Genomic DNA, 21,837 nt, shown 5'->3' with positions numbered 1-21,837 from the left:
ACAAGCACCTTTTTGCATCTTAATCTGATTTACGGTAGTTTAATGGAGTCATACCAGTTCTTTTTTTGAAGAGACGACTGAAGTAAGATGAGTTTTTGATGCCGATTACCTCACTGATTTCTTTCATACTGAGTGAGGTAAATCGCAGCAGTTCTTTTGCATAAGATATTTTAGCTAAGAGATGGTATTCGATTGGCGGTACTCCTTGAAATTTCGTAAATTCTTTGCTGAGATGAAATTTATCACGATTGAAAGCTGTGGCTAGTTCGTCAAGGGTAACGGTTCTAGTGAGATTTGCTTCTAAATATGCACGAATCTCTTTTATATGGTAAGGAATGTCATCCTCAAAATCATTGGAATGATACTTGTTGAGGATAACCTCATTTAAGAGTTCGTGGATCAACAAAGATACTTTGAATTCGCTCTTACCACTTTTTTGCAAGAGCTGGTTTTGTATTTTTTGTATGATGGCTGGAATTTTTGAATTTGCAGACTGACATTTATTTGATCCTGATCGAAGAAAATAGTTGTAAAAAGTTTCTGTACCAAGACCATAAAAGTGAATCCAATCCATCTCCCATGGCTCATTACTGGAGGTGAAATAATGCTGGTATCTTTTGCAATCGATCAAAAAGAAACTATTTTTTTCAAGAGTATAAGTACTTCCTTCATAAAAAAGCGTTCCTTGCCCACTATGGGTAAATTTCAATAGGTAGGAAGGGTAATTTTCTCTTTCAGTAAAATAAGGTTTAGACGCCTTGAAATGACCAGTTTCTTGAACGTAGAAAAGCAGTTCTTTACACATCTGGCTAGGTGTTTCTATTAAATAAAGCGAATCTGGTGACCAATTTCGGTGATCATTTTGCCAGTAGGACATAAGTTTCCTCCTAATTTTTTCTATTTTAAGAGTAAACGGATAATGTAAGGGTTATCAAGAGGCTAAAATCCCCCAAAAAGAAGTATGGTCGAAAAGAATATGAGAATCATATATTATAAAATTGACAGGTAATAGTGAAGGAGTGAAGATGTGATGATCAAAAAAGCGATCCGAATGAAATTGCTTGATGGGTATCAAGAACTTTATAAAAAACGTCATGACGAGTTATGGCCTGAAATGGTAGATATGCTTTCCCAGCATGGTGTTCAAAGCTATGAAATCTACTTAGATCCTAAGACAAATGATTTGTTTGGTATTTTAGAAATAACTGATGAGAAGCTTTGGGCACAAGCATCAAGGACGAAGGTCAATCAAAAATGGTGGGCATTTATGGAGGATATCATGGAAACAAATCCTGATTCTTCTCCCGTTTCTGTGTCATTGTTGAATGTCTTTCGTCTGGAAGAACATAGAAAAAATAAGTAATCAAAAAATCTGTTTAAAAAATCCCAAGATTTCTGGGAAGCGTTGGATGTCTTTTAATTCTTAACTCTGACCTCTTATTCATGGTTAGGTCCTTGAAACTCAGTGAAAATCAGCGAATTATAAAAACCTCTTACAGGAAATGAGTTGTAAGAGGTTTTTAGATGTGCCTGAAAATATAAGAGCTGCATTTATTAAAGAACTGCATGATCTTCTAGTCTCGGCACAACAAACCAAAAACAAGTCACGCCATTTTTCGACTCAGCACCATATTCGAAGGCATGAGAAGTCAAAATGGTTTTTACGATCGCTAAGCCGATGCCGGTTCCTTCTTTATGTCCTGCTTGATGTTGGACGCGTTGGTATCTTTCCCAAATAAGTTCGAGTTGTTCTGGAGGGATATCTTTTCCAGGATTGATGACAGCAACTTTTGTTCCTGCAGATGTATTCGTTAATTTGATTAAGAGTCGTTCATTTTTAGGTGTATGGTTGATGCCGTTGTTTATTAAATTACGCAAAACCTGTTCCATTTTGATGCGATCAAAAAGAGCATTTCCATTCTTACTATCTGCTTCAAAATCTACAGTGATGTCATATTGATTGGCGATCCCTCTTGCGTAAGCAACGACGGAGGAAACCACCTCGTATGTATTCCAGATTTCATTTTTAAGATGTGTGTAGCCTGCTTGCATGATAGAGAAATCCATGATGTCATCGACCATAGCACTCATGCGGTGGGCTTCGCTGATAATTAGGTTCATATGTTCTTTTCGAAGGCGTTCGTCGCTTCCAGATACATCACGTACCATCTCCCCATAGCCAGTGATCAACGCGAGGGGGGAGCGTAGTTCATGAGAAACATTGGCAATCACTTCTTTGCGCAACACGTCTACTCGCTGAAGTTCTGTGCTTAAGTCCGCAACTGATTCAGAAAGTGTACCTAATTCATCACTACGGTTAAGTTTGGGTACGGAATAAAGCTCGCCGTTGGTTAAGCGGATGATGGCTTCTTTGATGGTTTTGATCGGGCGAATAAAATGCTGTGCTAAAAAAAAGGAGATCGTTGACGCAAAAATAGTTAATATGATGGTGAATAGAAAGAGTTGCTGTCGATTTAAGCTTTGAAGCGCTTCGATTTGAGTGATCGTATTGGAGAGCAAAAGGGCAGCTGGGCGTTGGAAAAGAGTGGTAGGAACGCCAATAAGAATGGCAGAAGACTTTTCAAAGTCTTCTACAGCACTCAAGCTCTCACCATCAAGGACAGTTGGTGCGTGAGATAACAACCAGTTGTATTCGTTGCTCAACCCATCTATGTTTAATTGTTGGCCATTGTTAAATGCCGCCAGAATTTCGCCATCCGCGTCGACTAAGAAAAGAGTCCCAACGATCGTTTTACTGAGGAAAAGTAATGGCTCTTCTGGTAAATCATCTGGATCTACTGCCATTTCTTCAATAGCGGCAGCTGTTTCCTGAACTGTTTCTAAAAGTGATTCTTTCGTTACATTGATATAATTTGGTTCAAAGAGCAAAATTTGAACAGTCCACAAAAAAGCGATGCCAATGATGACCAGCAGCATATTGGCGGACCAAAGCCGCACGAGTAATTTACTTTTGATGTAAGTAAAACCTAACCGACTAGTCTTCATAATCAAATTTATACCCAACTCCCCATACCGTTTGGATCAACTCACGGTAATCCCCTAGACGCTCTCGCAAGGACTTGATGTGTGTATCCACTGTTCTGGTATCTCCAAAATAATCAAAGCCCCAGACACCTTTTAAAATTGATTCTCGGCTCAAAGCGATATGATTATTTTTCGTCAAATAGACCAGCAGATCGAATTCTTTTGGCGTAAGCGGCAGAGGATTCCCATTGATCGTTACAGTATGAGAAAAAACATTGACTTCGAGATCACCAAAAACGATCTTTTCGAACTGAAACTGACTGCTTCGTTTCAACACAGCTTTGATGCGAGCCATCAGCTCTTTAGGGCTAAATGGCTTGGCAATATAATCATCGGCACCAAGATTGAAGCCAAAGAGTTTGTCATACTCTTCCTTTCGAGCGGTAATCATAATGACAGGCGTGTTACAGCTTCCTCTGATTTCCGAAAGCGTCTGAAAGCCATCTTTTCCCGGCATCATGACATCTAGGAGGATCAAATCGAATGAATGATTGGTTAATTTTTCCAAAGTTTCTTTTCCATCTGATGCTTCAAAACATAGATACCCTTCGATCTCCGCATAAGTTTTCACTAGGGCACGCATATGGGTGTCATCATCAACGATCAATATTTTTTGCAATTTTATTCACATCCTTAAAAATAATTTATATTTTTTAAAGTATATCACAGCATAATCGCTGAATTAATAGGAAAATGACTCTTTGAAAAATAATTGTTCTTTCCCTCACAAGATCATCACAAATAGCCAATACTATAGAGGTATATTCAATCGAAAGGAGCGCTTTGGCGATGTATGACTATCATATGGTGAGAAAGAAAAAAGCAAAGAAAAATCGTAAGCTAGTCGGTCATTGGTTATACATAATCAGTCTTGCGCTTTTTATGGGGTTTTCTGCACGTTTGATTTACATTGTTCAAGTCGGCGTGATTGCAGGCGTCTCTTTGTCTGAAAGAATAGAAAATTTGTATTATAGTTCACGATCGATCGAAACAAGTCGAGGGGCGATTTTTGATCGGCAGGGGACAGTGATCGCACAGGATATTCTTTCCTATACTGTTCGAGCGGTTCTTTCTGAAGATTACATTGATAATGGACGACCCATGTATCTAGACAGAGCGCGCTTTGAGGAGACCGCAGCGATTCTTTCGGAGTATTTACCTATTTCTAACGAGCAAGTTTTGTCAATCTTGTCAGATGGTGCGAATCAAACAGATCCGCCTGTCTTTCAAGTGGAATTTGGCAATGTTGGCAGTGGTCTAAGTGTGACTACTCGAAATCAAATCGAAGCGGCGTTTGATGCAGCTGGAATCAATGGTATCTATTTCGATGCTCGTTCAAGTCGCAGTTATCCGAATGGTATCTTTTCTTCACATTTAATAGGGACAACGTCAGATGATGAAGAGATCCGAGTCGGAGTTTCTGGATTAGAATATGTACTCAACGACTTTTTGAAGAATCAAAATGGGCGAGAGTCCTTTCAAGTCAATGCTTCAGGGAATCCTGTTCCCGCAACCAATCAAACCGTAGAAGAAGGAGTAGATGGGAATGATGTTTGGACGACATTAGATGCTCATCTGCAGTTATTCACTGAATCAGTGATGGATGAAGTTATGGAACAAACACGACCAGAAAATCTAACGGCTTTATTGATGGATGCGAAAACTGGGGAGATTTTAACGATGGCTCAAAGACCTAGTTTTCATCCAGAGACCCAAGAAGGAATTGCGGATGAACACTTTATTTGGCGTAATCTTTTTACGGAAGAGATGTATGAACCTGGTTCGACCTTGAAGCTGGCAACCGTTGCGGCCGCTATTGATGAAGGTGTTTTTGATCCGACGGAACGCTACAATCCTGTGAGTATGCAGATTGAAGATCGAGTCATCAATGACCACGACTCAGGAGCAAATGGTGAGTTGACGATGCGGCAAGCGTTAGCTTGGTCAAGCAACACAGGGATGGTTCGACTTCAGCAACGGATCGGTTTTGAGCATTGGGCACAGTATTTAACTGATTTTGGACTAGGGAAAGTTACAGGAAGTGAGCTTCCTGGGGAAGTGCCTGGGATCTTACCTTCAAGAAATCGGGTGGATTATGCCATGAGTTCCTATGGCCATGCGATCGGCGTCAATCAGATGCAGATGATGCAGCTATTTAGTGCATTTGCCAATGGTGGCGAGATGATACGTCCGCAATTGATTCGGCGAGTAGGGGAAGAGACCCAAGTTTTTCCAGAAGTCGTTTCCCAGCCTATTTCACAAGCAGCAGCTGATGCTGTATTGGAATACATGACCGATGTAGTGACGGATGAACGTTATGGCACCGCTTATGATGTATACCAACTGACGAACCATGAGATTTCTGTCAAAACTGGGACTGCTCAGATCGCCAATGAGAATGGTCAAGGCTACATGACGGGAGAGTTTGATTATATTTATTCGGCGGTCTCCATCTACCCAACGGATGATCCACAGTTTATTCTTTACCTCACCATCAAGCGACCAGAAGAATACGATCGACATACATTAGCTAAAATCGCCAATCCCTTGATGGAGCGTTCGATGGCGCTGCAAAGTTTTCGTGAGTAAAAAAAGTTTCTTAACAGGAGCTTAAAAAGACCTAGATCATCTAAGAAATTTCATGATGCAGCTGGTCAACTTCCCACAGGAATGATAGTCTTTAGAAAAGACAGGAAGGGTGCATCAGCGATCCAATCTAGGGATGAATGGATAAACGATCGTGCTAAAGTTAACACATAAAGATTCATTGACGGAGGTGTCATATGAAAAAAATAAAATTTTTAATCAAAAGCATTTTTCTCATCGGGCTTCTTTATTTTGCAAGCCAGATGATCACATGGCAAGACGGGCGCTTGGCATTTCGTGATGCCCGACTCAACGAGATCACTCAATCTCTCTCGTCCCAATTATCTCTTTCACAAGATACTTCAGCAAGGCCAGCGGCAGAAACGCCTGCCCAGACATATTTATATAATGAATCACGACAAGTGATCGAAGAAACCTTTGGGGAAGCGATCAATGAATCAGCGAATCGGTATGGACTGAACTGGACTTCCTATCACGATGATTTTCGTAACTTCATGATGGTGATGTACGATGAACATGATATTGCGCAAGGGATCTATACGAATCAAGACACGATTCTTATCGATGACACGCTAGGTATCGGGTCTTCAAAAGCAAGCGTTCGTAATCAGATGGGGACGCGTCAAGAAAGTCTACAACGAGGATCACGACGGTATCGCATCGATTCGGATGCCGACTATGATCTGTTCTTGCAAGACGATCAATTGATTACTTTTTTCTATGATGTTCATGCCGAAGATACAGTGACTGCGATCCAAATCATCAATCGTTCCCTAGAAACACGCCATGCGAATGATTTTCGCCAAAATCAAACCGCCATTTTAAGCGGTTTACGAACACAGTTATTTGAATTAACGAATGCCACCCGAGTGAAATTTGGTTTGTCACCCCTTGGTTTCAGCGAAGCAACCAGTGAGACCGCCGTGAAGCATAGCCAAGATATGGCAGAACATCGATACTTTGACCATATCGGGTTAGATGGATCGACTCCATTTGATCGGATGCAAGAAGACGGGATCAGCTTCACTGCTGCAGGGGAGAATTTGGCATTTGGCCAGGCCAGCAGTATTTACGCCCATCAAGGTTTAATGAATTCAGAGGGACATCGGGCAACGATTCTAAACGATGAGTATCAATTTCTCGGGATCGGTATTGCGATCGATACTAGCGAACAGCCATATTATACAACGTTGTATCACCGAGGATCGGCGTCGTAAATTCCTGAATTGCGTGAAACTGATTAGTTAAAAAACACTGCTCATTTGAGATTGCTGCGTTAGCAGCATCAAGTGAGCAGTGTTTTTTTGTCGATAAAATGGTGTGCAACAGTATTGTTTAGTTTTGACGGTAGGCATGAGGAGAGCACTGATACTTCTTTTGAAACAGCTTATAGAAGAATGAGACATTTTTATAGCCGACTTGGTGTGCGATTTGTTCCACAGGTAGGGAAGAGTTTCTCAACAATAAACTGGCTTGATTGAGTTTTAATTCTTGAAGGATCGTCACAAAGGATCGACCAAGCTGCTGACTGATACGGCGACTCAAATAGCTCGGGTTGTATCCAAATGTCTCCGCAACCGAAGCTAGTGTGCAAGTAGCGAAATGTTTCTCCAGATAGTCCAACACTTCTCCGAGGTACAATTGGTCACTGTTTTGCGACTCGATCCGTTGTTTTTCTTGGAAATTACGAACAAGTTCGGAAAAAATAATGATCATATAGGAATGGATGACCTCATGAGAACCGAAGGAGGGATTGAAGAACTGGGCCAAGACCCCGAAAATCGCATCAATCAAATAGTCGTTGTTACTCGTTTCAAACACTAGATATTGATTGTGCTTTTGGCTTTCAGATAACGCATTGATGGCAAAATCGGCGATCATGCTATTGGAGGCCAACCGACTGAGCATCTGCGTGGAAAAGTACTCTTTGCTGATCAAAAAGTTAATAACAATATCGTCTTGATTTGTTTCGATAATTTGGTGGATCACCCCAGTATCTAGTAAGCAAAAGTCACCCGCCTTTAGGATCACTTTTTTCTCATTGATCATGATCGTGACTGTTCCAGAAAAAACATAATTCATTTCGATAAAATCATGCTGATGTAGTGGTGTAGAAGAAAAGCGTGCATGTTTTAAAATCAATAGCTGGCTTGTCTTAAGAAATCCGCTATCCTGCGGTCGTTTTCGTATGAGACGAGAAAGGTGTTTTTCGAAGGTATATTGGTAAATTGGCTCATTTTTCTCAGTGTAGACTTTCTTGAAATCCTCATAATTGTATGGAAGGGTTTGCGTCTTTTTAAGGGCTATTTCTTCAGTAGTCGTCAATTGTTGTAACTGCTGCAGAATGTTTTGTTTATCCATAGCTTTCTCCTTAGGTAAAAAATAGTCAATGAAATAGTAGAGTATCGTCATTGAAGACAGGTAGAGATAGTATATAATACTTGTATGGTAGCGTTATCAATTATCATAATCCGGATGATAATAATAGTCAATAGTACCAGCAAATTCGAAAGAAATGGGGAATCACCATGAACCACGACAAACCATCATTAGGGGATAAGATCCAAAGTACCCTTGGTCCATTTGCAAGTAAAGTCAATGGGAATATTTATATTACTTCAGTTAGGGATGCAATGTTAGCTTACATGCCATTCACCTTTATTGCGTCGATCTTTTTAATTATTGCTTTTTTTCCGATCCAACAAGTGACCGATTTTATTACTATGGTGTTGCGAACAGAAGATGCTAGTGTCTGGCAAGAGAAATTGCTCTATGTCAACAATGCCACACTCGCAATCGGTGGTTTGCTAGTTGTCATTTCCCTCGCAAAATCACTGGCAGAAAAACTTGAAACAAATGTTTTGCAATGTGTCTTAACTGCTTTTGTTTCCTTTTTACTATTAACACCGTTGGATGCAATGGAAGCAGGGGCTTTTTTAGATATCACCCGCGTTAGCGCGCAATCGATGTTTTTAGCGATTATTGTCGGTATTTTTAGTACAGTTCTTTATAAAAAAATTGAGGGCAAAGGAATCAAAATCAAAATGCCAGCAGCGGTTCCACCAGCTGTTTCTGGACCATTTGAATCGGTGATTCCATCTTTTCTTGTCATCACGACGATTTGGGTCATCCGACTCATCATCGAAGCCTTATTTAACAGTGATGCCATGACGTTGATCAATGGGACCCTTGGGATTCCATTAACTATGTTAGGTGGCTCCCTAGTTGGAATGGTCGTTGTGAAAATTTTCGAGCAATTCTTGTGGTTTTTTGGCCTTCATGGAACTTCGATCATTCAAGCAGTGATGGACCCAATCCATCAAGTCCTTGAAGATCAAAATCGTGTGGCATCAGTGGCCGGAGAGATTCCAACGAATATTATCAGTATGAGCTTTCGGAATCATTTTGCCTCGATTGGGGTCGTCGGTGCGATCATTGCTATTTTGATCGTAGCAAAAAGCAAACAGTACAAAGAGGTTGGAAAAATTGCTAGTGTTCCTTATATTTTCAATATCGGTGAACCAGCGTTGTTCGGGATACCGTTAATGTTGAATTTCAGTTTTCTCATTCCCTTTGTTTTTGCGAATGCCGTCACAACGACCGTCGCTTACTTTGCCTTTTATTTCGGGTTAGTCCCGATCCCAACAGGGCTTGCACAAATTCCTTGGACGACTCCGCCGATCATTAGCGGCTATTTTGTCACTGGTAGTATCATGGGCGCATTGCTACAAATCGTCTTGATCGTGATCGCAACGGTGATTTGGTTGCCATTTATCAAAGTTGCTGATAAGCAGATCTGTATTGAAGAAGCACAATAACCCACGAAAGGAGCAGCCTATGAAAGAAACGATAACTATCAACGGGAAGACAAAGCCATTAACAGTGGATTTAAATGATCCGGTCCTTATTGAGTGGTCGATGACCAATCACCAAGGCTATCGATTGCAACTTTTCAATGAACAGCAGCAAGCAGTGTATGACGTTTCCAACATAGCCGCTTCTGAGAATAAAATGGCGGTCCACTTACCACAGCATCCACAGCGAAAAAAATATCAAGTCAAATTGACAGCAGGAGCAGGAAGCGATGTCACCGTTTACAGCAGTTTGTTTTTCACGATAGAAAAGCGTGAGCAACCTAAAGAAACCATGGGCAAGTGGATCACTCGCTTAGATGATCCAATTAAAAAAGAACGGTTTTACTTTTCAGAAGAGAAAAATAGCTGCTTGTCCCGCTCCTTCACACTGGAAAAGTGTCCTTCCTATGCAGTGATCGATTGCTGCGGGCTTGGTTTTTATCGCTTGTCTGTTAATGGTAAAACCGTATCAGATGTTTATTTAAACAGTGATGTAACGAACTATGATCGAGTCGTCTACTATGATACTTATGAGTTAACTGATTTTTTACAGGAGGGAGACAATCGGATCGAAGTTGAACTTGCGAATGGCTGGTACAACCCTGCTCCGATTGAGATTTTAGGTCGGTATAACATCCGCAAACAACTAGCGATCGGTAAACCTTGTTTCTGGGGGGAGCTTCAGTTAAATGACGGAGGAGAGAATCGCTACATTTACTCAGACAATCAGTGGCAAAGTAGTTTTGGGCCTTATTTGCAAAACAATCTTTATATAGGAGAAATCGTTACCGATGTACCTGATCCTCGATCAGAAGGAAAAACGGTACAAATTGCTGGTCCCGCCGGACGTTTTAAGCCAAGCTTTATTCCTAAAATCAAGCGCACACAATCGATCGTTCCCCAAAAAATGACCGAAACTGCAGCGGGACTGCTCATTGACTTCGGTCAAATCATCAGCGGTCAATTTGCTTGTACACTTGAGAAAGATTTCATTGGTCAGATCAGAATCAGCTATGCAGAAACATTAGATGAGCAAGGCAACCCAGATTATACGTCTACGATCAGTGGAACTTATGGCATATACGATCCCTATGAAGGGAAGCAGCCAGATGATCCCATCGTTCAACGAGACATCATTGCGAAAACGGCAGCGAGGACGTTCGTTTTTGAAAATCGCTACACGTATCATTCCTTTCGCTATGCGTTGATCGAGACGAAACCTGCTAACAAGCTTCAAGCGATTGTGGGCGCAATCAAAGCCTATCGCCTGCATACGGATGTGAAATCGTTGGTAACCCTTGAAACCTCCGATCCCTTCTTGAATCAGTTATGGGCGGTTGGCCAAGCCACGCGGTTGAACAACATCCACTCGTATTTTGAGGACTGCACCCGTGAGCGGTTCGGATATGGGGGAGACATCGTCGCTTTATTGCCAACACAGATGGCAGATCTGGCGATTGAGCCGTTGTTGGAAAAAGTGTTGTGGGATTTTGCCAACGACCAACGACCAGATGGTGCAATGACTGCAACTGCGCCATTTGTAGGAATCATGACAAATGGTCCATCAAATGGTGGTGGTGCGTTAGGATGGCAATTGGTAGTTTCAGAGCTTGCTTTGGCATTGGTCAAGACCTATGGGAAACAAGCAGCGGTTGCCAAGCTGCGTCCACAGTTGGAACGGCACCTCAACTATTTACTCGCTTTTGATTTTGATTATATCGCCCAGTGCTGCCTCGGTGATTGGGGAGCAATTGATGAAACTCAGCAAAACGGGGTCATTACTTCGCCAGATCAGTCCTTTTGCTCTGCCTGCATGTATCTGCTTTTACTACAGCGTTACCAAGAATTGATCGACTCGAGGATCATTGGTAACGAGGACTATTGTCAGCGAGTGACAGCAGCGATCCAGTACACGACACAGCAAATCAAACAGCAGTTTTCTAAAGGAAATGAGCAATACGGTGCGGGCACCTTGTCTAGCATGATCTTTGCAATGAAAACGGGACTCAGTGAAAAAAAACAAATCTTGCCAAAATTAGTACAACGGATCAAGCAGCAAGAGGGGATTTTCTCTTTCGGCATCTTCGGGATGGCATGGAGTTATCAGTTGCTGGCTGAAGCTGGCTATAATGATATTATTTTTAATTGGTTAACGAGGAAATCTGCACCTAGTTATGCAGCAATGCTGGCAAGCGGAAACGGCACTTTGATGGAACATTTTCCAACGCCGCAACATTCAGCCACTTACGAGGGTTCGTTGAATCATGCCATGTTTGCTTCTTATGGGTATTGGTTTGTCCGTCATTTATTAGGCATTCAGATGACAAGCGCTGGGATACTGATACAACCAGCCTTCGATGTACCTGTAGCCCATGTCAAAGGCTCCTTACAAAGTACGTTTGGACTAGTAACTTTAAGCTGGGAAAAGACTGATCGTACCGTTCGCTTAACGGTGGAGTTGCCACGAACATGTGGCTATGAAATCAGTCAGATGAAAGGTTTTAGAATAGTCAGCGAGAAAATAGAGGATGTGAGGAGTCAAAAGAAAGTTACCTGTCACTATACGATTACTTCTTAGCTGGTGAAAAAGTCGACACGTGGAAAGTGTTGACTTTTTTTCTGTCCTTGATTACTTTTTGCGTATTTCATCTATGAGGTGGTGAAAATGGATCAATGGAAGCTGCTCAAAGACTATTGGCGATTTGCAGTTGGTGGTGCTGTTTTGATGGTTTTGCTGATCATCTGGTTTGTACCGTTCTCGCAAAACAAAGAAACAAACTGGCAATCAATGGCAGATGCAGAAGGTCAATCGTCTGAAATGGGGGAAGGTGGAACCCTTCAAGAAGATGGTCTTCACGATGAAGAGTATGAGATCGTTATCGATGTCAAAGGAGAAGTGCACCAACCGGGCATTTATCGTTTAAAATCAGGTGCGCGGATGTATGAATTGATCGAACAAGCAGGTGGTCTGACAGAAGAGGCGTTAGAAACAGCCATAAACTTAGCACAGGTGCTGCAAGATCAACAGATGGTGATCGTCCCGCATAAAGAGGATCAAGCGTTTACGGAGATGAATGCTTCAGGAGTAGGTGGCAGCCAGACAGCAGTGACACAAATCAATCTGAATCAAGCCAATGCGCAGCAACTGCAAGAACTGCCAGGCGTGGGTGCCAAAAAAGCAGAAGCAATCATCGCTTACCGCGAAGAATATGGCTTTTTTAAACAGATTGATGACCTAAAAAAGATCACAGGCATCGGAGAGAAGACCTTTGAGTCCTTGAAAGAGATGATTACAGTGACGGACTGAACCAAATAAAAGTAAGAAATACTAAGAAATGACGGTTGAAAATTCAAGAAATTCGATTAGAATAGAACTAATCAATCGCAAAGGAGCAAATGAATGAGCAATACGAGAATCCCTTGGGACCAGTATTTTATGGCGCAAGCTGTTTTACTTTCTTTACGCAGTACGTGTTCCCGACTTGAAGTCGGCGCTACATTAGTCAAAGATCGCCGAATCATCGCTGGAGGCTACAATGGGTCAGTCAGTGGCGATGTACACTGCATCGACGATGGCTGTTATGTTGTCGATGACCATTGTATTCGGACGATTCATGCAGAAATGAATGCCTTATTGCAATGTGCAAAATTAGGGGTGTCAACAGACAATGCGGAAATCTATGTGACGCATTTTCCTTGCCTTCCCTGTACGAAAGCAATTTTGCAAGCAGGGGTCAAAACGATCCATTATTTGAATGACTATCGTAACAATCAGTATGCAATGGAATTGATTCAACAAGTAGGTGCTTCCGTCCACCAAGTTGAACTTGATCCGGTGTATTTTGAAAAACTTTCATTTGGTGTGCTGAATGATGCACAACCAACAAAAGAGAACTGATTCATTTTTATTTCTTAGTATTATCTTCGCTTGTTCGGTGACTGCTTACTATGTGCAGTCCATCTTACTGGGACTCATTGCACTTTATTATTTCGGGATGCTTGTCTTAAGACGACAAGCATTTTTGTGCATGATTTGTTTTGTCGGACTGTTGCTGTTAAGTGTCCGCGTCTGTCTTTCTCGGACTGGAAACATACAAGAAGGTGAGTATCAAGGGGTAGTCAATGTGTTGCCAGACACGATCAAAATCAATGGCGATCTGCTTACGTTTGAAGCAAAATCTTCCGCAGGTAAAGTGATTGGCCGTTACACGATTTCTTCAGAGACTGAAAAACAGCAATGGCAGGATCGATCCGATTGGGGAAGAAAGCTGCTGGTGAATGGATTTTTTTCTCTTCCTGAAAAACCACGAAACCGCCACGGGTTTGACTATTCTGCCTATCTAGCCAGTCGATCAATTATTGGCACAGTCCATATCGAGCAAATGGTAGGAATGGAAGCAGCAGACTCAGGCTTTTCGCTTGCAAAAATTCGAGCAGAGGTTATTTCTTCTGTGCAACGAATCTTTCCTGAACGCTCAGCAGCCTATATCAATGCGTTGCTCTTTGGTTTTAAAGACCATGACTTTCAAGAAGTACGTCAAATGTATCGTGCGAGTGGCTTATTGCATTTCTTTACGATCTCAGGAATGCATGTCGTCTTATTTTTCAAGTGGTTTCGCGGATGCTTCTGCCGATTGGGGTTTACGCAACAAGAAATGCTGTTGCCAATGGGGGTCTTTTTCTTGGTCGTAATTGGGATTTGTGGCGGCGGCATTAGTGTCTGGCGTGCTGTCTTGGCATTGTCGGTTACTCAAGTGACCACTCTTTATCAACGACGGCTATCGGCAAGTGATCATTATGGGATCGTCTTAACGGCTCTTTTATTCGTTGATCCCAAAGTATTGCTTCAAACATCGGGGCAACTAAGTCTTTTGATGACCTTCCTGATAATGATGCAGCGACCAATCAAATTGACGTGGTTTTGGCGCAGTCAGCTCCTCACGGTGCTGGCTGCGCCTGTCATTGTCTCGCTCTTTTATGAATTTCCATTATTTGGGGGCTTTTTGACGTTTGTCTTTTTACCGTTTTTTCAATTGGTTTTGCTGCCAGCCTGTTTCTTAATGTTCATTGCTGGGACGCTTTTCCCAACAATCAGTGGGCTGATTGCCCTTTTTGAAGAGCTTTTATTACTTATGGAAGTTGCCGTGGGCGCTGTAGGAGGCGTATCGATAACGGTGGGTGCCCTTCCTGCAGGATTGGCAGCTAGTTGTTGTTTGCTTGGCCTGCTCTGTTACCAAAAGAAACGGTGGCTGCTGGTGATCTGTTTTTCGCTTGTTGTACCAATCGTCTTTCAACAGAATCGCGTTTTACCCACCATTAGTTATGTCGACGTTGGTCAAGGCGATAGTATCGTTTTACAGGCAGAAAAAAATCGCGAAGTTTATGTGATCGATACTGGAGGTTCTCTATCTTTTCCGAAAGAAAACTGGCAAGAGCGCAAACGACAAGCTGCCGCGGAATCTACATTGATTCCTTTTTTTAAAGGGGAGGGAGTCAGGAAGATTACTGGTTTGTTTCTAACTCACGGGGACACGGACCATATGGGAGATGCGCTAGCATTGATGAAGGCGATTCCTGTTGAAACGTTATATCTTGTACCAGGAAGTGAACAAGATCACCGCATCGCCAAGCTTTTAAACGAACTGCCTAAGCAGACAAGCGTTGTTTGGACGACGGTTGGCCAAGTGGTGGGTGATTTCCTTCAGTTGCAAGTATTGGCACCAGAATCAGGTGCAGGACAAAACGAAGATTCGCTGGTGATTAAAACCAAGGTAGGGGATAAAACATTTTTGTTTACTGGCGATCTCGAACAGGCAGGGGAAAAAAAGTTAATTCATGATTATCCGAATTTAAAGGTTGATGTATTGAAACTAGGGCATCATGGCAGTCGAACCTCGATGGCACCTGAGTTTGTTGCGGCAATCGATCCCCAATTCGGGATCGTTTCAAGTGGACGGAACAATCGGTACGGGCATCCTCATGAAGAGGTGCTTGAAACGTTGGTAAATCAGACCGTTTTGCGAACCGATCAGCAAGGCATGATCCAATTTATTTGGTCTGAAAAACAACAATCATTTTTGATAAAAACGCTGCTAGACTATCCGATTGACTAATGGTAGGATAAGAATGAAAGCGGGGGGAACGATGGAATTACAAAAAGCGTTGCAAGCAATTCGAACCAAGGAGTTGCAATCGATTTATCTGGTCATCGGCAGTGAAATGTTTTTACAAGAGCAAGTTCGCACGGCCTTTTTGGAGCGTTTTTCCGTTGGGAAAGATGATCTGAATTTTGCTTCCTTTGACATGGAGAAAGATCCCCTTGATATGGTGATCCAAGAAGCCCAATCGTTGCCTTTTTTTGGCGATCAGCGATTACTGTTCGTTGAGCGGCCATTTTTCTTAACGGCTGAAAAAAAGAGCAATGCACCTGAGCATGACCTAGATGATTTTTTGAATTATATCAAAGACCCATTGGAATCATCGGTAATGGTGATTTTTGCAGATGTCGATAAATTAGATGAACGGAAAAAAATTACTAAGCAGTTGAAGAAAGCCGCAGTTGTGATTGATGTCGCACCTATGAAAGAAGCCGACGTGCGTCAGTATCTCCAACAGTCGTTGGCCAATGATGGCATCGAAATGAGCCGAGAGGCGTTTGATTTGTTTTTACGGTTAACGGATCTGCACCTATCAAAAGCGATGCAGGAGTTACAGAAACTACGGCTGTATGCAGGAAATGGCAATAAAATTACGAAAGAGATCGTCTTGCAGTTGATCCCTAAGACGTTGGAACACAATGTCTTTGAATTAACCAGCGATGTCTTAAAGGGGAACGTATCGGATGCGTTGCGCTTGTATGACGATCTATTATTGCAAGGGGAAGAGACGATCAAGATCAATGCTATCTTGATCAGCCAAGTCCGTCTGCTGTTACAGGCGGCGATTTTGATGAAAATTGGCTACCAGCAAGCCAATATAGCAGAAACGTTGGGGATTCATCCGTACCGAGTGAAGTTAGCGATGCAGCAAGCTCGGGGGTTTGGAGAAAAGCAATTAGCGGCACTATATAGTGAATTGATCGAAAATGATTACTTAGTAAAAAGTGGTCAGATGGACAAAGAGTATTTGTTCCAGCTATTTGTTTTAAAACATGGCAAACAGTAAGTTAAAAAGAAAGGCGCAGCAATCGATGATTGCTGCGCCTTTCTTAATTTGCTTATTTTGCAATTTTTTTACTTAAACGAGATTTGTCGCGACTAGCTTTGTTCTTGTGGATCAATCCTTTAGTCTCAGCCATATCGATTGCTTTAACAGCATCTTTATATAACGCATCTACGTTATCAGCACCAGCTTCAACAGCTTGATCAAATTTTTTGATTGCTGTACGCATTGTGCTTACTTGAGATGAATTCTTAGCATTAGCCGCTTCGCTTGTGCGAACACGTTTGATTGCAGATTCAATGTTTGGCATGTATTTCACCTCCGAAAAAAAAGTTCAATTACGTTTAGAAAACGTATAAATCAACACTAGTCATTATACCTAATGCCAAGAGTGATTGCAATAAAAGTTGTAAAGAAATTTTACTTAACACAAAAATTTGTTTTTTGGCCGTGCTATTTTTTGCTTTATGGATTTTAAAAATGCTTCTTTACACATTTTTTACTGAATAGTTATAAAAAGTTTACACAGAAACAGCTTTCTATGCTATGATTACTTCGGAATTTTTAAATGGGGGAATCTATGTGAATATCGCTTTGTTTCTAACGATTGTGTTGTCATTAGGGGTGATTTTCGTCAACGGCTGGACGGATGCTCCGAATGCTATTGCAACCGCTGTCTCCACGAGAGTCTTACGCCCGAATATCGCCATTGGCATGGCAGTCGTCATGAATTTCTTAGGTGTGCTAGTGATGACGTATTTTAATGCACAAGTTGCAGAAACCATCAGCAACATTGTGACTTTTGATTCAGGCGGGAGTTTTCGGGTCTCACAGATCGCATTAGCCGCTGCCTTGTTTTCAATTGTTGTTTGGACGGTCGCAGCTTGGTATTTTGGGATCCCAACTAGTGAATCTCACGCGTTGATCGCAGGACTGACTGGTGCAGCCATGGCCCTTGGTGGGTTACATGCAGTCAATGGCGATGAGTGGCTGAAAGTTTTGATCGGTCTTGTCGTTTCTACGTTGATGGGCTTCATTGGCGGCTTTCTGATCACGAAACTGATCGTATGGCTCTTTCGCGATACCCAACGGCGAAAAGCCAACAAAATTTTTACAGTTGGTCAAGCCATTGCGGCTGGTGCCAATGCGTTCTTACATGGTGCACAAGATGGCCAAAAATTTATGGGTGTCTTCATGTTAGGGCTTTTCTACAACAATCTTGCTGAAAAGACCGGCAATGGCTTTTCGATCCCACTCTGGGTGATGGTTCTTTGTTCCTTGACCATGGGGATCGGTACTTCTGTCGGTGGGATGAAAATCATCAAATCAGTAGGGATGGATATGGTAAAACTGGAAAAATACCAGGGCTTTTCTGCAGATGTTACCGCTGCGATCTGTTTGTTCTTGTCTTCCGTATTTGGTATCCCAGTTTCAACGACCCATACAAAAACGACTGCCATCATGGGGGTAGGGGCTTCTCGACGTTTTTCTAGCGTTGATTGGCGCATCGTTAAAGAAATGATCTATGCTTGGATTTTAACGTTCCCTGGTTGCGGGTTGATTGCGTTTCTAATGGTGAAAATTTTATTGCTAATTTTGTGAGGAGAGAAAGTAATGGCACGAAAAAAAGGATTTGATTATTTTGCGGCAATGGAGCAGTTGGCAACAAATGGCCATCTAGCTGCGAAACGTTTTTCGCTGTTGATCAATGATTACTCTGAAACAGCGTTAAGTGAAGCGGCAGCTGAGATTCATGGATTAGAAAAGGAAGGCGATCAGGTGATCGCTGAGTTAACGAATGAGTTGTACGACTCATTTATCACACCGATCGATCGCGAAGACATCCTGGTCATCTCTGAGCGTTTAGATGATATTTTGGATGGCATTATGGGACTGACTTATTTATTTGAGAATTTGGTCATTACGAAGATTCGCCCTGAGACGAACTTATTTGCTGAAATGATCGTTCAAGCGACACAGGGGGTCGAAACAGCATTAAAAGAGTTTCCGAAGTTCAAAAATTCAAAAACATTGCGTCAAATGATCAACGATGTAAATACGATTGAATCAGAAGCAGATCTTTTGTATTCAAAAATGAAAAAAGCGTTGTTTACGGATGAAAAAGAAGTGCTGGAAATTATTAAGTGGAAAGATATTTATGATCGCTTTGAATCGATTATCAACGACACCGAAAGTGCGGTTGATATCATCGATGGTATGGTGATCAAAAACACGTGAGGAACTAGAGAGCATTCAAACGAAAAAAAGAGCAACTATTGCGGCAGTTACCTGCCCAAGAGTTGCTCTTTTTGCTTATAATTGGATCAGCCAATAGCCGATCAAAATGATTCCTAAAACGATGCGATACCATCCAAATACGGTAAAATCATTCCGTTTGATGTAGTTCATCAAGAAACGGATCGCGATGATCGAAACGATGAATGACACGATGGTTCCTGTCAATAAGATGACGGTTCCTTGGAAATCAAAGGCATTGCCATCTTTCAAAAACTTGAAGATTTTCAAGGCACTGGCACCAAACATGGTGGGAATACCTAAGAAAAATGAAAATTCAGCAGCAACATAACGAGAAGCGCCGATCATGATAGCACCTAAGATAGTAGCACCAGAACGAGAAGTTCCTGGGATCAATGCCAATACTTGGAACATTCCTACGATCAATGCCGCTTTGTAGGTAAACTTGTTCAAATCGGTACATTTTGGTGCTTTATTTTTGTTGCGTTTTTCTACCACGATAAAGCCGATCCCATAAACGATCAAGACGATCGAAACGGAGAAAAAGTTGTAGAAGTGCGCATCTAACCAATCATCTAACGGTAATCCGATAATAACCGATGGCAAGACCGCCACGACGACTTTAAACCATAACGTCCATGTATCTTTTTTCTCTAACTCATTTTTCTGCGGTGAAAAAGGGTTTAGTTTATGGAAATATAAGTAGACGACTGCTAAAATCGCACCCAGTTGTATGACAACATTGAACATCGTCATAAACTCGGGAGTTACATTCAATCCGATAAATTCGTTGGCTAGAATCAAGTGACCCGTGCTGCTGATTGGCAGCCATTCCGTGATCCCTTCAATGATCCCAAATAAAATCGCTTTTATGAAATTTGTAAAAAACATTGGTTCAGTCCTTTCTATGACAAAATACAACTCTTAGTATACCGTTTCCTGATTCGAATACCAATCTTTTTCCTAAAAAAAGGGGGCAGTTTTTAAAACAAAAACTGCTCCTTTCTTAAAGAAATTGATCAACTGCCAAAGGTTTCTCTTAGGATAAAAGTTCTTGAGAGAGTGCTAAGCCTTTTTTGATGTAATCGGTACTGCCCACTTCAGCAATCGTAAAGCTGCCATCTTCGTAGATCAGTCGAGTGACCGAGCCATTTTCAATATCCATGCGAACATTGTTCTCATCATTGATCAGATGCAAAAGAAAAGCGATCGTTAAGCCGTGAGACACAACTAGCGCATTGCCGCCGCCTTTTTTCTCAACGCGGTAGGCGATATCTTCAAACCCTGTTTTGACACGTTCGGTCAACACATCAAAGGTTTCCGCCCAATTGGCTGTATCTGCGTGATAGATCGCATTGGCGATCGCCTCAAACGAGACATGATTGGCAATCATATCATCGTAATCAGGAAAATCAAGAATCCGTGGCAGAACGCCCCACATTTCTGCATCATAGGCACCTTCAAGTGAGCCAAAGCACCATTCACGAATCCGTTTGTCGATATGATAAGGGATCTCTGGTCCTCTGACATGTTCACCCAGTATCAGACGCATCGTTTCGATCGCGCGGCCGCTGTCACTGGATACTGCTTCCACAAAATCCACATCTCGTAACCCGAGTCCTAAATAATGGATGCCTTGTTCACCAGTACGAGTCAATGGGGTGTCGCACCAGCCTTGCACACGCTGCAATGTGTTGAACATGGTTTTCCCGTGACGCACGACATACAATTCCGTTTTTGCCATAAGTAGTAATTCCTCCTTTGGTTCGTCATTCGTTTATGCGTTAAAAAACGGATTGGTCCGTTTCTCAATCTCGATCGTTGTTGGTTCCCCGTGGCCAGGATAAACGGCCATCTGATTCGGTAAAACAAAAAGTTGCGTTTGGATGCTGGTCAGCAATTGCTCAAGGTTGCCAGTTGGTAGATCGGTCCGACCGATGCTGCCTTTAAATAAGGCGTCTCCAGAAACGACAAACTTGTCAAAAATAAAACTGACGCTGCCGATGGAATGACCTGGGGTTGCAACAACCTTAAAGGACATGCCAGCTATCTCGTACTCTTTCAATTCTAGCTCGAATTCTGCTGGACGTGCGGTGATGGTTCCTAATTCAGGATGACGACCAGAAAGGTTTTTCATAGGATCACTTAGCCATTCTTGCTCAAGTGGACTAACGTAAACGGGGATCTGATAATAATCCCGCAAATGGTCAACTGCGCCGATATGGTCATAATGAGTGTGGGTCAATAAAATCGCTGCTGGTTTTGCGCCTGTTTTTTCGATCTCAGCGATCAATCTCGCTGCTTCTGCTCCAGGATCAATAATCAACAAAAAATCTTCTTTCCAAATAAGGTAACAATTTTCTTGAACGGGTCCTGTCACTAAACCAATGATTTTCATGCTAAAACCTCCTAGGATCACAAATACTTGTGTCTGACTATAAGTATAGCTTAAAGTATAAGAGGAAACAAAGAAAGGTTTTTAGGAGTGAAAAATTAATGATAGAAACGATGAACACAGAAGGCAATCGTCAGGCGATCTGTCAATGGCTCAATTATTCAACGAAAAAAACAGAGGCAGTGAGTGCCTTTTCCGATCAAGAGCAGCTTTCATTTGCATTTTTTGACAATCACGATCAACTTGGTGGGTTGATTGGGAAACGGACAGGTAATACGATTCATATTCAATTGTTTGCAGTTGATCCAAACCATCAGAATCAAGGGGTGGGGAAACAATTGATGGAAGCACTTTTCGATCACGGTAAAAAAGCGGGGTGTCGTTCCGTGACAGTTACCACCCAAGACTACCAAGCGCCACAGTTCTATCAAGCAGTCGGCTTCGAACAATTTGCTGTGCTTTCTGACACACCTGTACTTGGCACGGATAGGCTTTATTTCGTGAAGATGCTGTGACCAC

The 21,837-nt window shown here is 42.1% G+C and carries 20 protein-coding genes; 12 read left to right on the top strand and 8 right to left on the bottom strand.

Annotation, left to right across the window (positions count from 1 at the left end; genetic code table 11):
* Positions 1-19 precede the first annotated feature (19 nt).
* Positions 20-877: an AraC family transcriptional regulator gene (locus IGJ44_RS09305; protein ID WP_074535263.1), complete on the bottom strand. Its 858-nt coding sequence runs from the start codon at positions 875-877 to the stop codon at positions 20-22.
* Positions 878-1,030: 153 nt separating this feature from the next.
* On the opposite strand from IGJ44_RS09305, the gene rhaM reads away from it, so the two are divergent.
* Positions 1,031-1,363, top strand: coding sequence for an L-rhamnose mutarotase (gene rhaM, locus IGJ44_RS09300; RefSeq protein WP_074535264.1), 333 nt, complete (start codon positions 1,031-1,033; stop codon positions 1,361-1,363).
* A gap of 191 nt (positions 1,364-1,554) precedes the next feature.
* On the opposite strand, the gene IGJ44_RS09295 is transcribed toward rhaM, so the two are convergent.
* Both IGJ44_RS09295 and IGJ44_RS09290 read right to left on the bottom strand, forming a co-directional pair.
* A complete protein-coding gene (locus tag IGJ44_RS09295) occupies positions 1,555-3,006 on the bottom strand; it encodes a sensor histidine kinase (protein WP_074535265.1) in 1,452 nt (483 codons plus the stop codon).
* On the bottom strand, positions 2,996-3,664 hold the full coding sequence (locus IGJ44_RS09290) for a response regulator transcription factor (RefSeq protein WP_430605654.1): 669 nt from the start codon (positions 3,662-3,664) through the stop codon (positions 2,996-2,998). Before IGJ44_RS09290 ends, IGJ44_RS09295 begins: the two co-directional genes overlap by 11 nt.
* 170 nt (positions 3,665-3,834) lie before the next feature.
* Between IGJ44_RS09290 and IGJ44_RS09285 the strand changes: the two genes are divergently transcribed.
* The gene (locus IGJ44_RS09285) at positions 3,835-5,634 is read left to right on the top strand and encodes a penicillin-binding transpeptidase domain-containing protein (protein WP_430605653.1); all 1,800 of its coding nucleotides are present in this window, start codon (positions 3,835-3,837) and stop codon (positions 5,632-5,634) included.
* A gap of 194 nt (positions 5,635-5,828) precedes the next feature.
* Positions 5,829-6,869: a CAP-associated domain-containing protein gene (locus tag IGJ44_RS09280; protein WP_167827045.1), complete on the top strand. Its 1,041-nt coding sequence runs from the start codon at positions 5,829-5,831 to the stop codon at positions 6,867-6,869.
* Positions 6,870-6,987: 118 nt separating this feature from the next.
* On the opposite strand, the gene IGJ44_RS09275 is transcribed toward IGJ44_RS09280, so the two are convergent.
* The gene (locus tag IGJ44_RS09275) at positions 6,988-8,013 is read right to left on the bottom strand and encodes an AraC family transcriptional regulator (protein ID WP_010749643.1); all 1,026 of its coding nucleotides are present in this window, start codon (positions 8,011-8,013) and stop codon (positions 6,988-6,990) included.
* A 167-nt stretch (positions 8,014-8,180) separates the two neighbouring features.
* Between IGJ44_RS09275 and IGJ44_RS09270 the strand changes: the two genes are divergently transcribed.
* The 6 genes from IGJ44_RS09270 (at position 8,181) to holA (ending at position 16,670) form a co-directional block, all read left to right on the top strand.
* Positions 8,181-9,470 (top strand): PTS sugar transporter subunit IIC, encoded by a 1,290-nt coding sequence (locus IGJ44_RS09270; RefSeq protein ID WP_167827044.1) that lies wholly within the window; start codon positions 8,181-8,183, stop codon positions 9,468-9,470.
* A 19-nt stretch (positions 9,471-9,489) separates the two neighbouring features.
* The gene (locus tag IGJ44_RS09265; protein ID WP_430605652.1) at positions 9,490-12,084 is read left to right on the top strand and encodes a family 78 glycoside hydrolase catalytic domain; all 2,595 of its coding nucleotides are present in this window, start codon (positions 9,490-9,492) and stop codon (positions 12,082-12,084) included.
* 87 nt (positions 12,085-12,171) lie between these two features.
* Entirely contained in the window at positions 12,172-12,813 is a 642-nt protein-coding gene (locus tag IGJ44_RS09260) for a helix-hairpin-helix domain-containing protein (RefSeq protein WP_167827042.1), read from the top strand.
* A gap of 93 nt (positions 12,814-12,906) precedes the next feature.
* Positions 12,907-13,404 (top strand): ComE operon protein 2, encoded by a 498-nt coding sequence (locus IGJ44_RS09255; protein WP_005230159.1) that lies wholly within the window; start codon positions 12,907-12,909, stop codon positions 13,402-13,404.
* Complete coding sequence (locus IGJ44_RS09250) at positions 13,376-15,619, top strand: DNA internalization-related competence protein ComEC/Rec2 (protein WP_430605651.1); 2,244 nt, start codon at positions 13,376-13,378, stop codon at positions 15,617-15,619. Before IGJ44_RS09255 ends, IGJ44_RS09250 begins: the two co-directional genes overlap by 29 nt.
* A 31-nt stretch (positions 15,620-15,650) precedes the next feature.
* A complete protein-coding gene (gene holA / locus IGJ44_RS09245) occupies positions 15,651-16,670 on the top strand; it encodes a DNA polymerase III subunit delta (protein ID WP_034869424.1) in 1,020 nt (339 codons plus the stop codon).
* Between the two features lie 52 nt (positions 16,671-16,722).
* Here holA and rpsT read toward each other — a convergent pair whose 3' ends face one another.
* Positions 16,723-16,977, bottom strand: a complete 255-nt coding sequence (rpsT, locus tag IGJ44_RS09240) for a 30S ribosomal protein S20 (RefSeq protein ID WP_005230162.1) — start codon at positions 16,975-16,977, stop codon at positions 16,723-16,725.
* Between the two features lie 236 nt (positions 16,978-17,213).
* On the opposite strand from rpsT, the gene IGJ44_RS09235 reads away from it, so the two are divergent.
* Positions 17,214-18,269, top strand: a complete 1,056-nt coding sequence (locus IGJ44_RS09235; RefSeq protein WP_167827040.1) for an inorganic phosphate transporter — start codon at positions 17,214-17,216, stop codon at positions 18,267-18,269.
* Between the two features lie 12 nt (positions 18,270-18,281).
* Complete coding sequence (locus IGJ44_RS09230; protein WP_005230171.1) at positions 18,282-18,905, top strand: DUF47 domain-containing protein; 624 nt, start codon at positions 18,282-18,284, stop codon at positions 18,903-18,905.
* A gap of 75 nt (positions 18,906-18,980) precedes the next feature.
* Here IGJ44_RS09230 and IGJ44_RS09225 read toward each other — a convergent pair whose 3' ends face one another.
* The 3 genes from IGJ44_RS09225 to IGJ44_RS09215 all read right to left on the bottom strand — a co-directional run bounded on the left by IGJ44_RS09225 (position 18,981) and on the right by IGJ44_RS09215 (position 21,321).
* Positions 18,981-19,814, bottom strand: a complete 834-nt coding sequence (locus IGJ44_RS09225; RefSeq protein WP_015509843.1) for an undecaprenyl-diphosphate phosphatase — start codon at positions 19,812-19,814, stop codon at positions 18,981-18,983.
* Between the two features lie 148 nt (positions 19,815-19,962).
* A complete protein-coding gene (locus tag IGJ44_RS09220) occupies positions 19,963-20,667 on the bottom strand; it encodes a histidine phosphatase family protein (RefSeq protein ID WP_118215872.1) in 705 nt (234 codons plus the stop codon).
* 33 nt (positions 20,668-20,700) lie between these two features.
* Positions 20,701-21,321 (bottom strand): MBL fold metallo-hydrolase, encoded by a 621-nt coding sequence (locus IGJ44_RS09215; RefSeq protein ID WP_005230178.1) that lies wholly within the window; start codon positions 21,319-21,321, stop codon positions 20,701-20,703.
* A 98-nt stretch (positions 21,322-21,419) separates the two neighbouring features.
* On the opposite strand from IGJ44_RS09215, the gene IGJ44_RS09210 reads away from it, so the two are divergent.
* Positions 21,420-21,833 carry a GNAT family N-acetyltransferase gene (locus IGJ44_RS09210; RefSeq protein WP_205821319.1) on the top strand — a complete coding sequence of 138 codons (414 nt, stop codon included), beginning with the start codon at positions 21,420-21,422 and terminating at the stop codon, positions 21,831-21,833.
* Positions 21,834-21,837 lie beyond the last annotated feature (4 nt).

The sequence above is a fragment of the Enterococcus sp. DIV1368d genome, from assembly GCF_050542975.1.
GTDB classification, from domain to species: domain Bacteria; phylum Bacillota; class Bacilli; order Lactobacillales; family Enterococcaceae; genus Enterococcus_D; species Enterococcus_D casseliflavus.
The sequence above is the reverse complement of the archived record's forward strand: the minus strand, read 5'-3'. Positions and strand labels throughout refer to the sequence as shown.

Excerpts from the sequence above, each read along its gene's own strand:
- IGJ44_RS09250 (WP_430605651.1), top strand. The coding sequence starts at position 13,376 with ATGATGCACAACCAACAAAAGAGAACTGATTCATTTTTATTTCTTAGT.
- rpsT (WP_005230162.1), bottom strand. The coding sequence starts at position 16,977 with ATGCCAAACATTGAATCTGCAATCAAACGTGTTCGCACAAGCGAAGCG.
- rhaM (WP_074535264.1), top strand. The coding sequence starts at position 1,031 with ATGATCAAAAAAGCGATCCGAATGAAATTGCTTGATGGGTATCAAGAA.
- IGJ44_RS09260 (WP_167827042.1), top strand. The coding sequence starts at position 12,172 with ATGGATCAATGGAAGCTGCTCAAAGACTATTGGCGATTTGCAGTTGGT.
- IGJ44_RS09295 (WP_074535265.1), bottom strand. The coding sequence starts at position 3,006 with ATGAAGACTAGTCGGTTAGGTTTTACTTACATCAAAAGTAAATTACTC.
- IGJ44_RS09305 (WP_074535263.1), bottom strand. The coding sequence starts at position 877 with ATGTCCTACTGGCAAAATGATCACCGAAATTGGTCACCAGATTCGCTT.
- IGJ44_RS09215 (WP_005230178.1), bottom strand. The coding sequence starts at position 21,321 with ATGAAAATCATTGGTTTAGTGACAGGACCCGTTCAAGAAAATTGTTAC.
- IGJ44_RS09230 (WP_005230171.1), top strand. The coding sequence starts at position 18,282 with ATGGCACGAAAAAAAGGATTTGATTATTTTGCGGCAATGGAGCAGTTG.
- holA (WP_034869424.1), top strand. The coding sequence starts at position 15,651 with ATGGAATTACAAAAAGCGTTGCAAGCAATTCGAACCAAGGAGTTGCAA.
- IGJ44_RS09225 (WP_015509843.1), bottom strand. The coding sequence starts at position 19,814 with ATGTTTTTTACAAATTTCATAAAAGCGATTTTATTTGGGATCATTGAA.
- IGJ44_RS09255 (WP_005230159.1), top strand. The coding sequence starts at position 12,907 with ATGAGCAATACGAGAATCCCTTGGGACCAGTATTTTATGGCGCAAGCT.
- IGJ44_RS09285 (WP_430605653.1), top strand. The coding sequence starts at position 3,835 with ATGTATGACTATCATATGGTGAGAAAGAAAAAAGCAAAGAAAAATCGT.
- IGJ44_RS09280 (WP_167827045.1), top strand. The coding sequence starts at position 5,829 with ATGAAAAAAATAAAATTTTTAATCAAAAGCATTTTTCTCATCGGGCTT.
- IGJ44_RS09220 (WP_118215872.1), bottom strand. The coding sequence starts at position 20,667 with ATGGCAAAAACGGAATTGTATGTCGTGCGTCACGGGAAAACCATGTTC.
- IGJ44_RS09270 (WP_167827044.1), top strand. The coding sequence starts at position 8,181 with ATGAACCACGACAAACCATCATTAGGGGATAAGATCCAAAGTACCCTT.
- IGJ44_RS09235 (WP_167827040.1), top strand. The coding sequence starts at position 17,214 with ATGATTACTTCGGAATTTTTAAATGGGGGAATCTATGTGAATATCGCT.
- IGJ44_RS09265 (WP_430605652.1), top strand. The coding sequence starts at position 9,490 with ATGAAAGAAACGATAACTATCAACGGGAAGACAAAGCCATTAACAGTG.
- IGJ44_RS09210 (WP_205821319.1), top strand. The coding sequence starts at position 21,420 with ATGATAGAAACGATGAACACAGAAGGCAATCGTCAGGCGATCTGTCAA.
- IGJ44_RS09275 (WP_010749643.1), bottom strand. The coding sequence starts at position 8,013 with ATGGATAAACAAAACATTCTGCAGCAGTTACAACAATTGACGACTACT.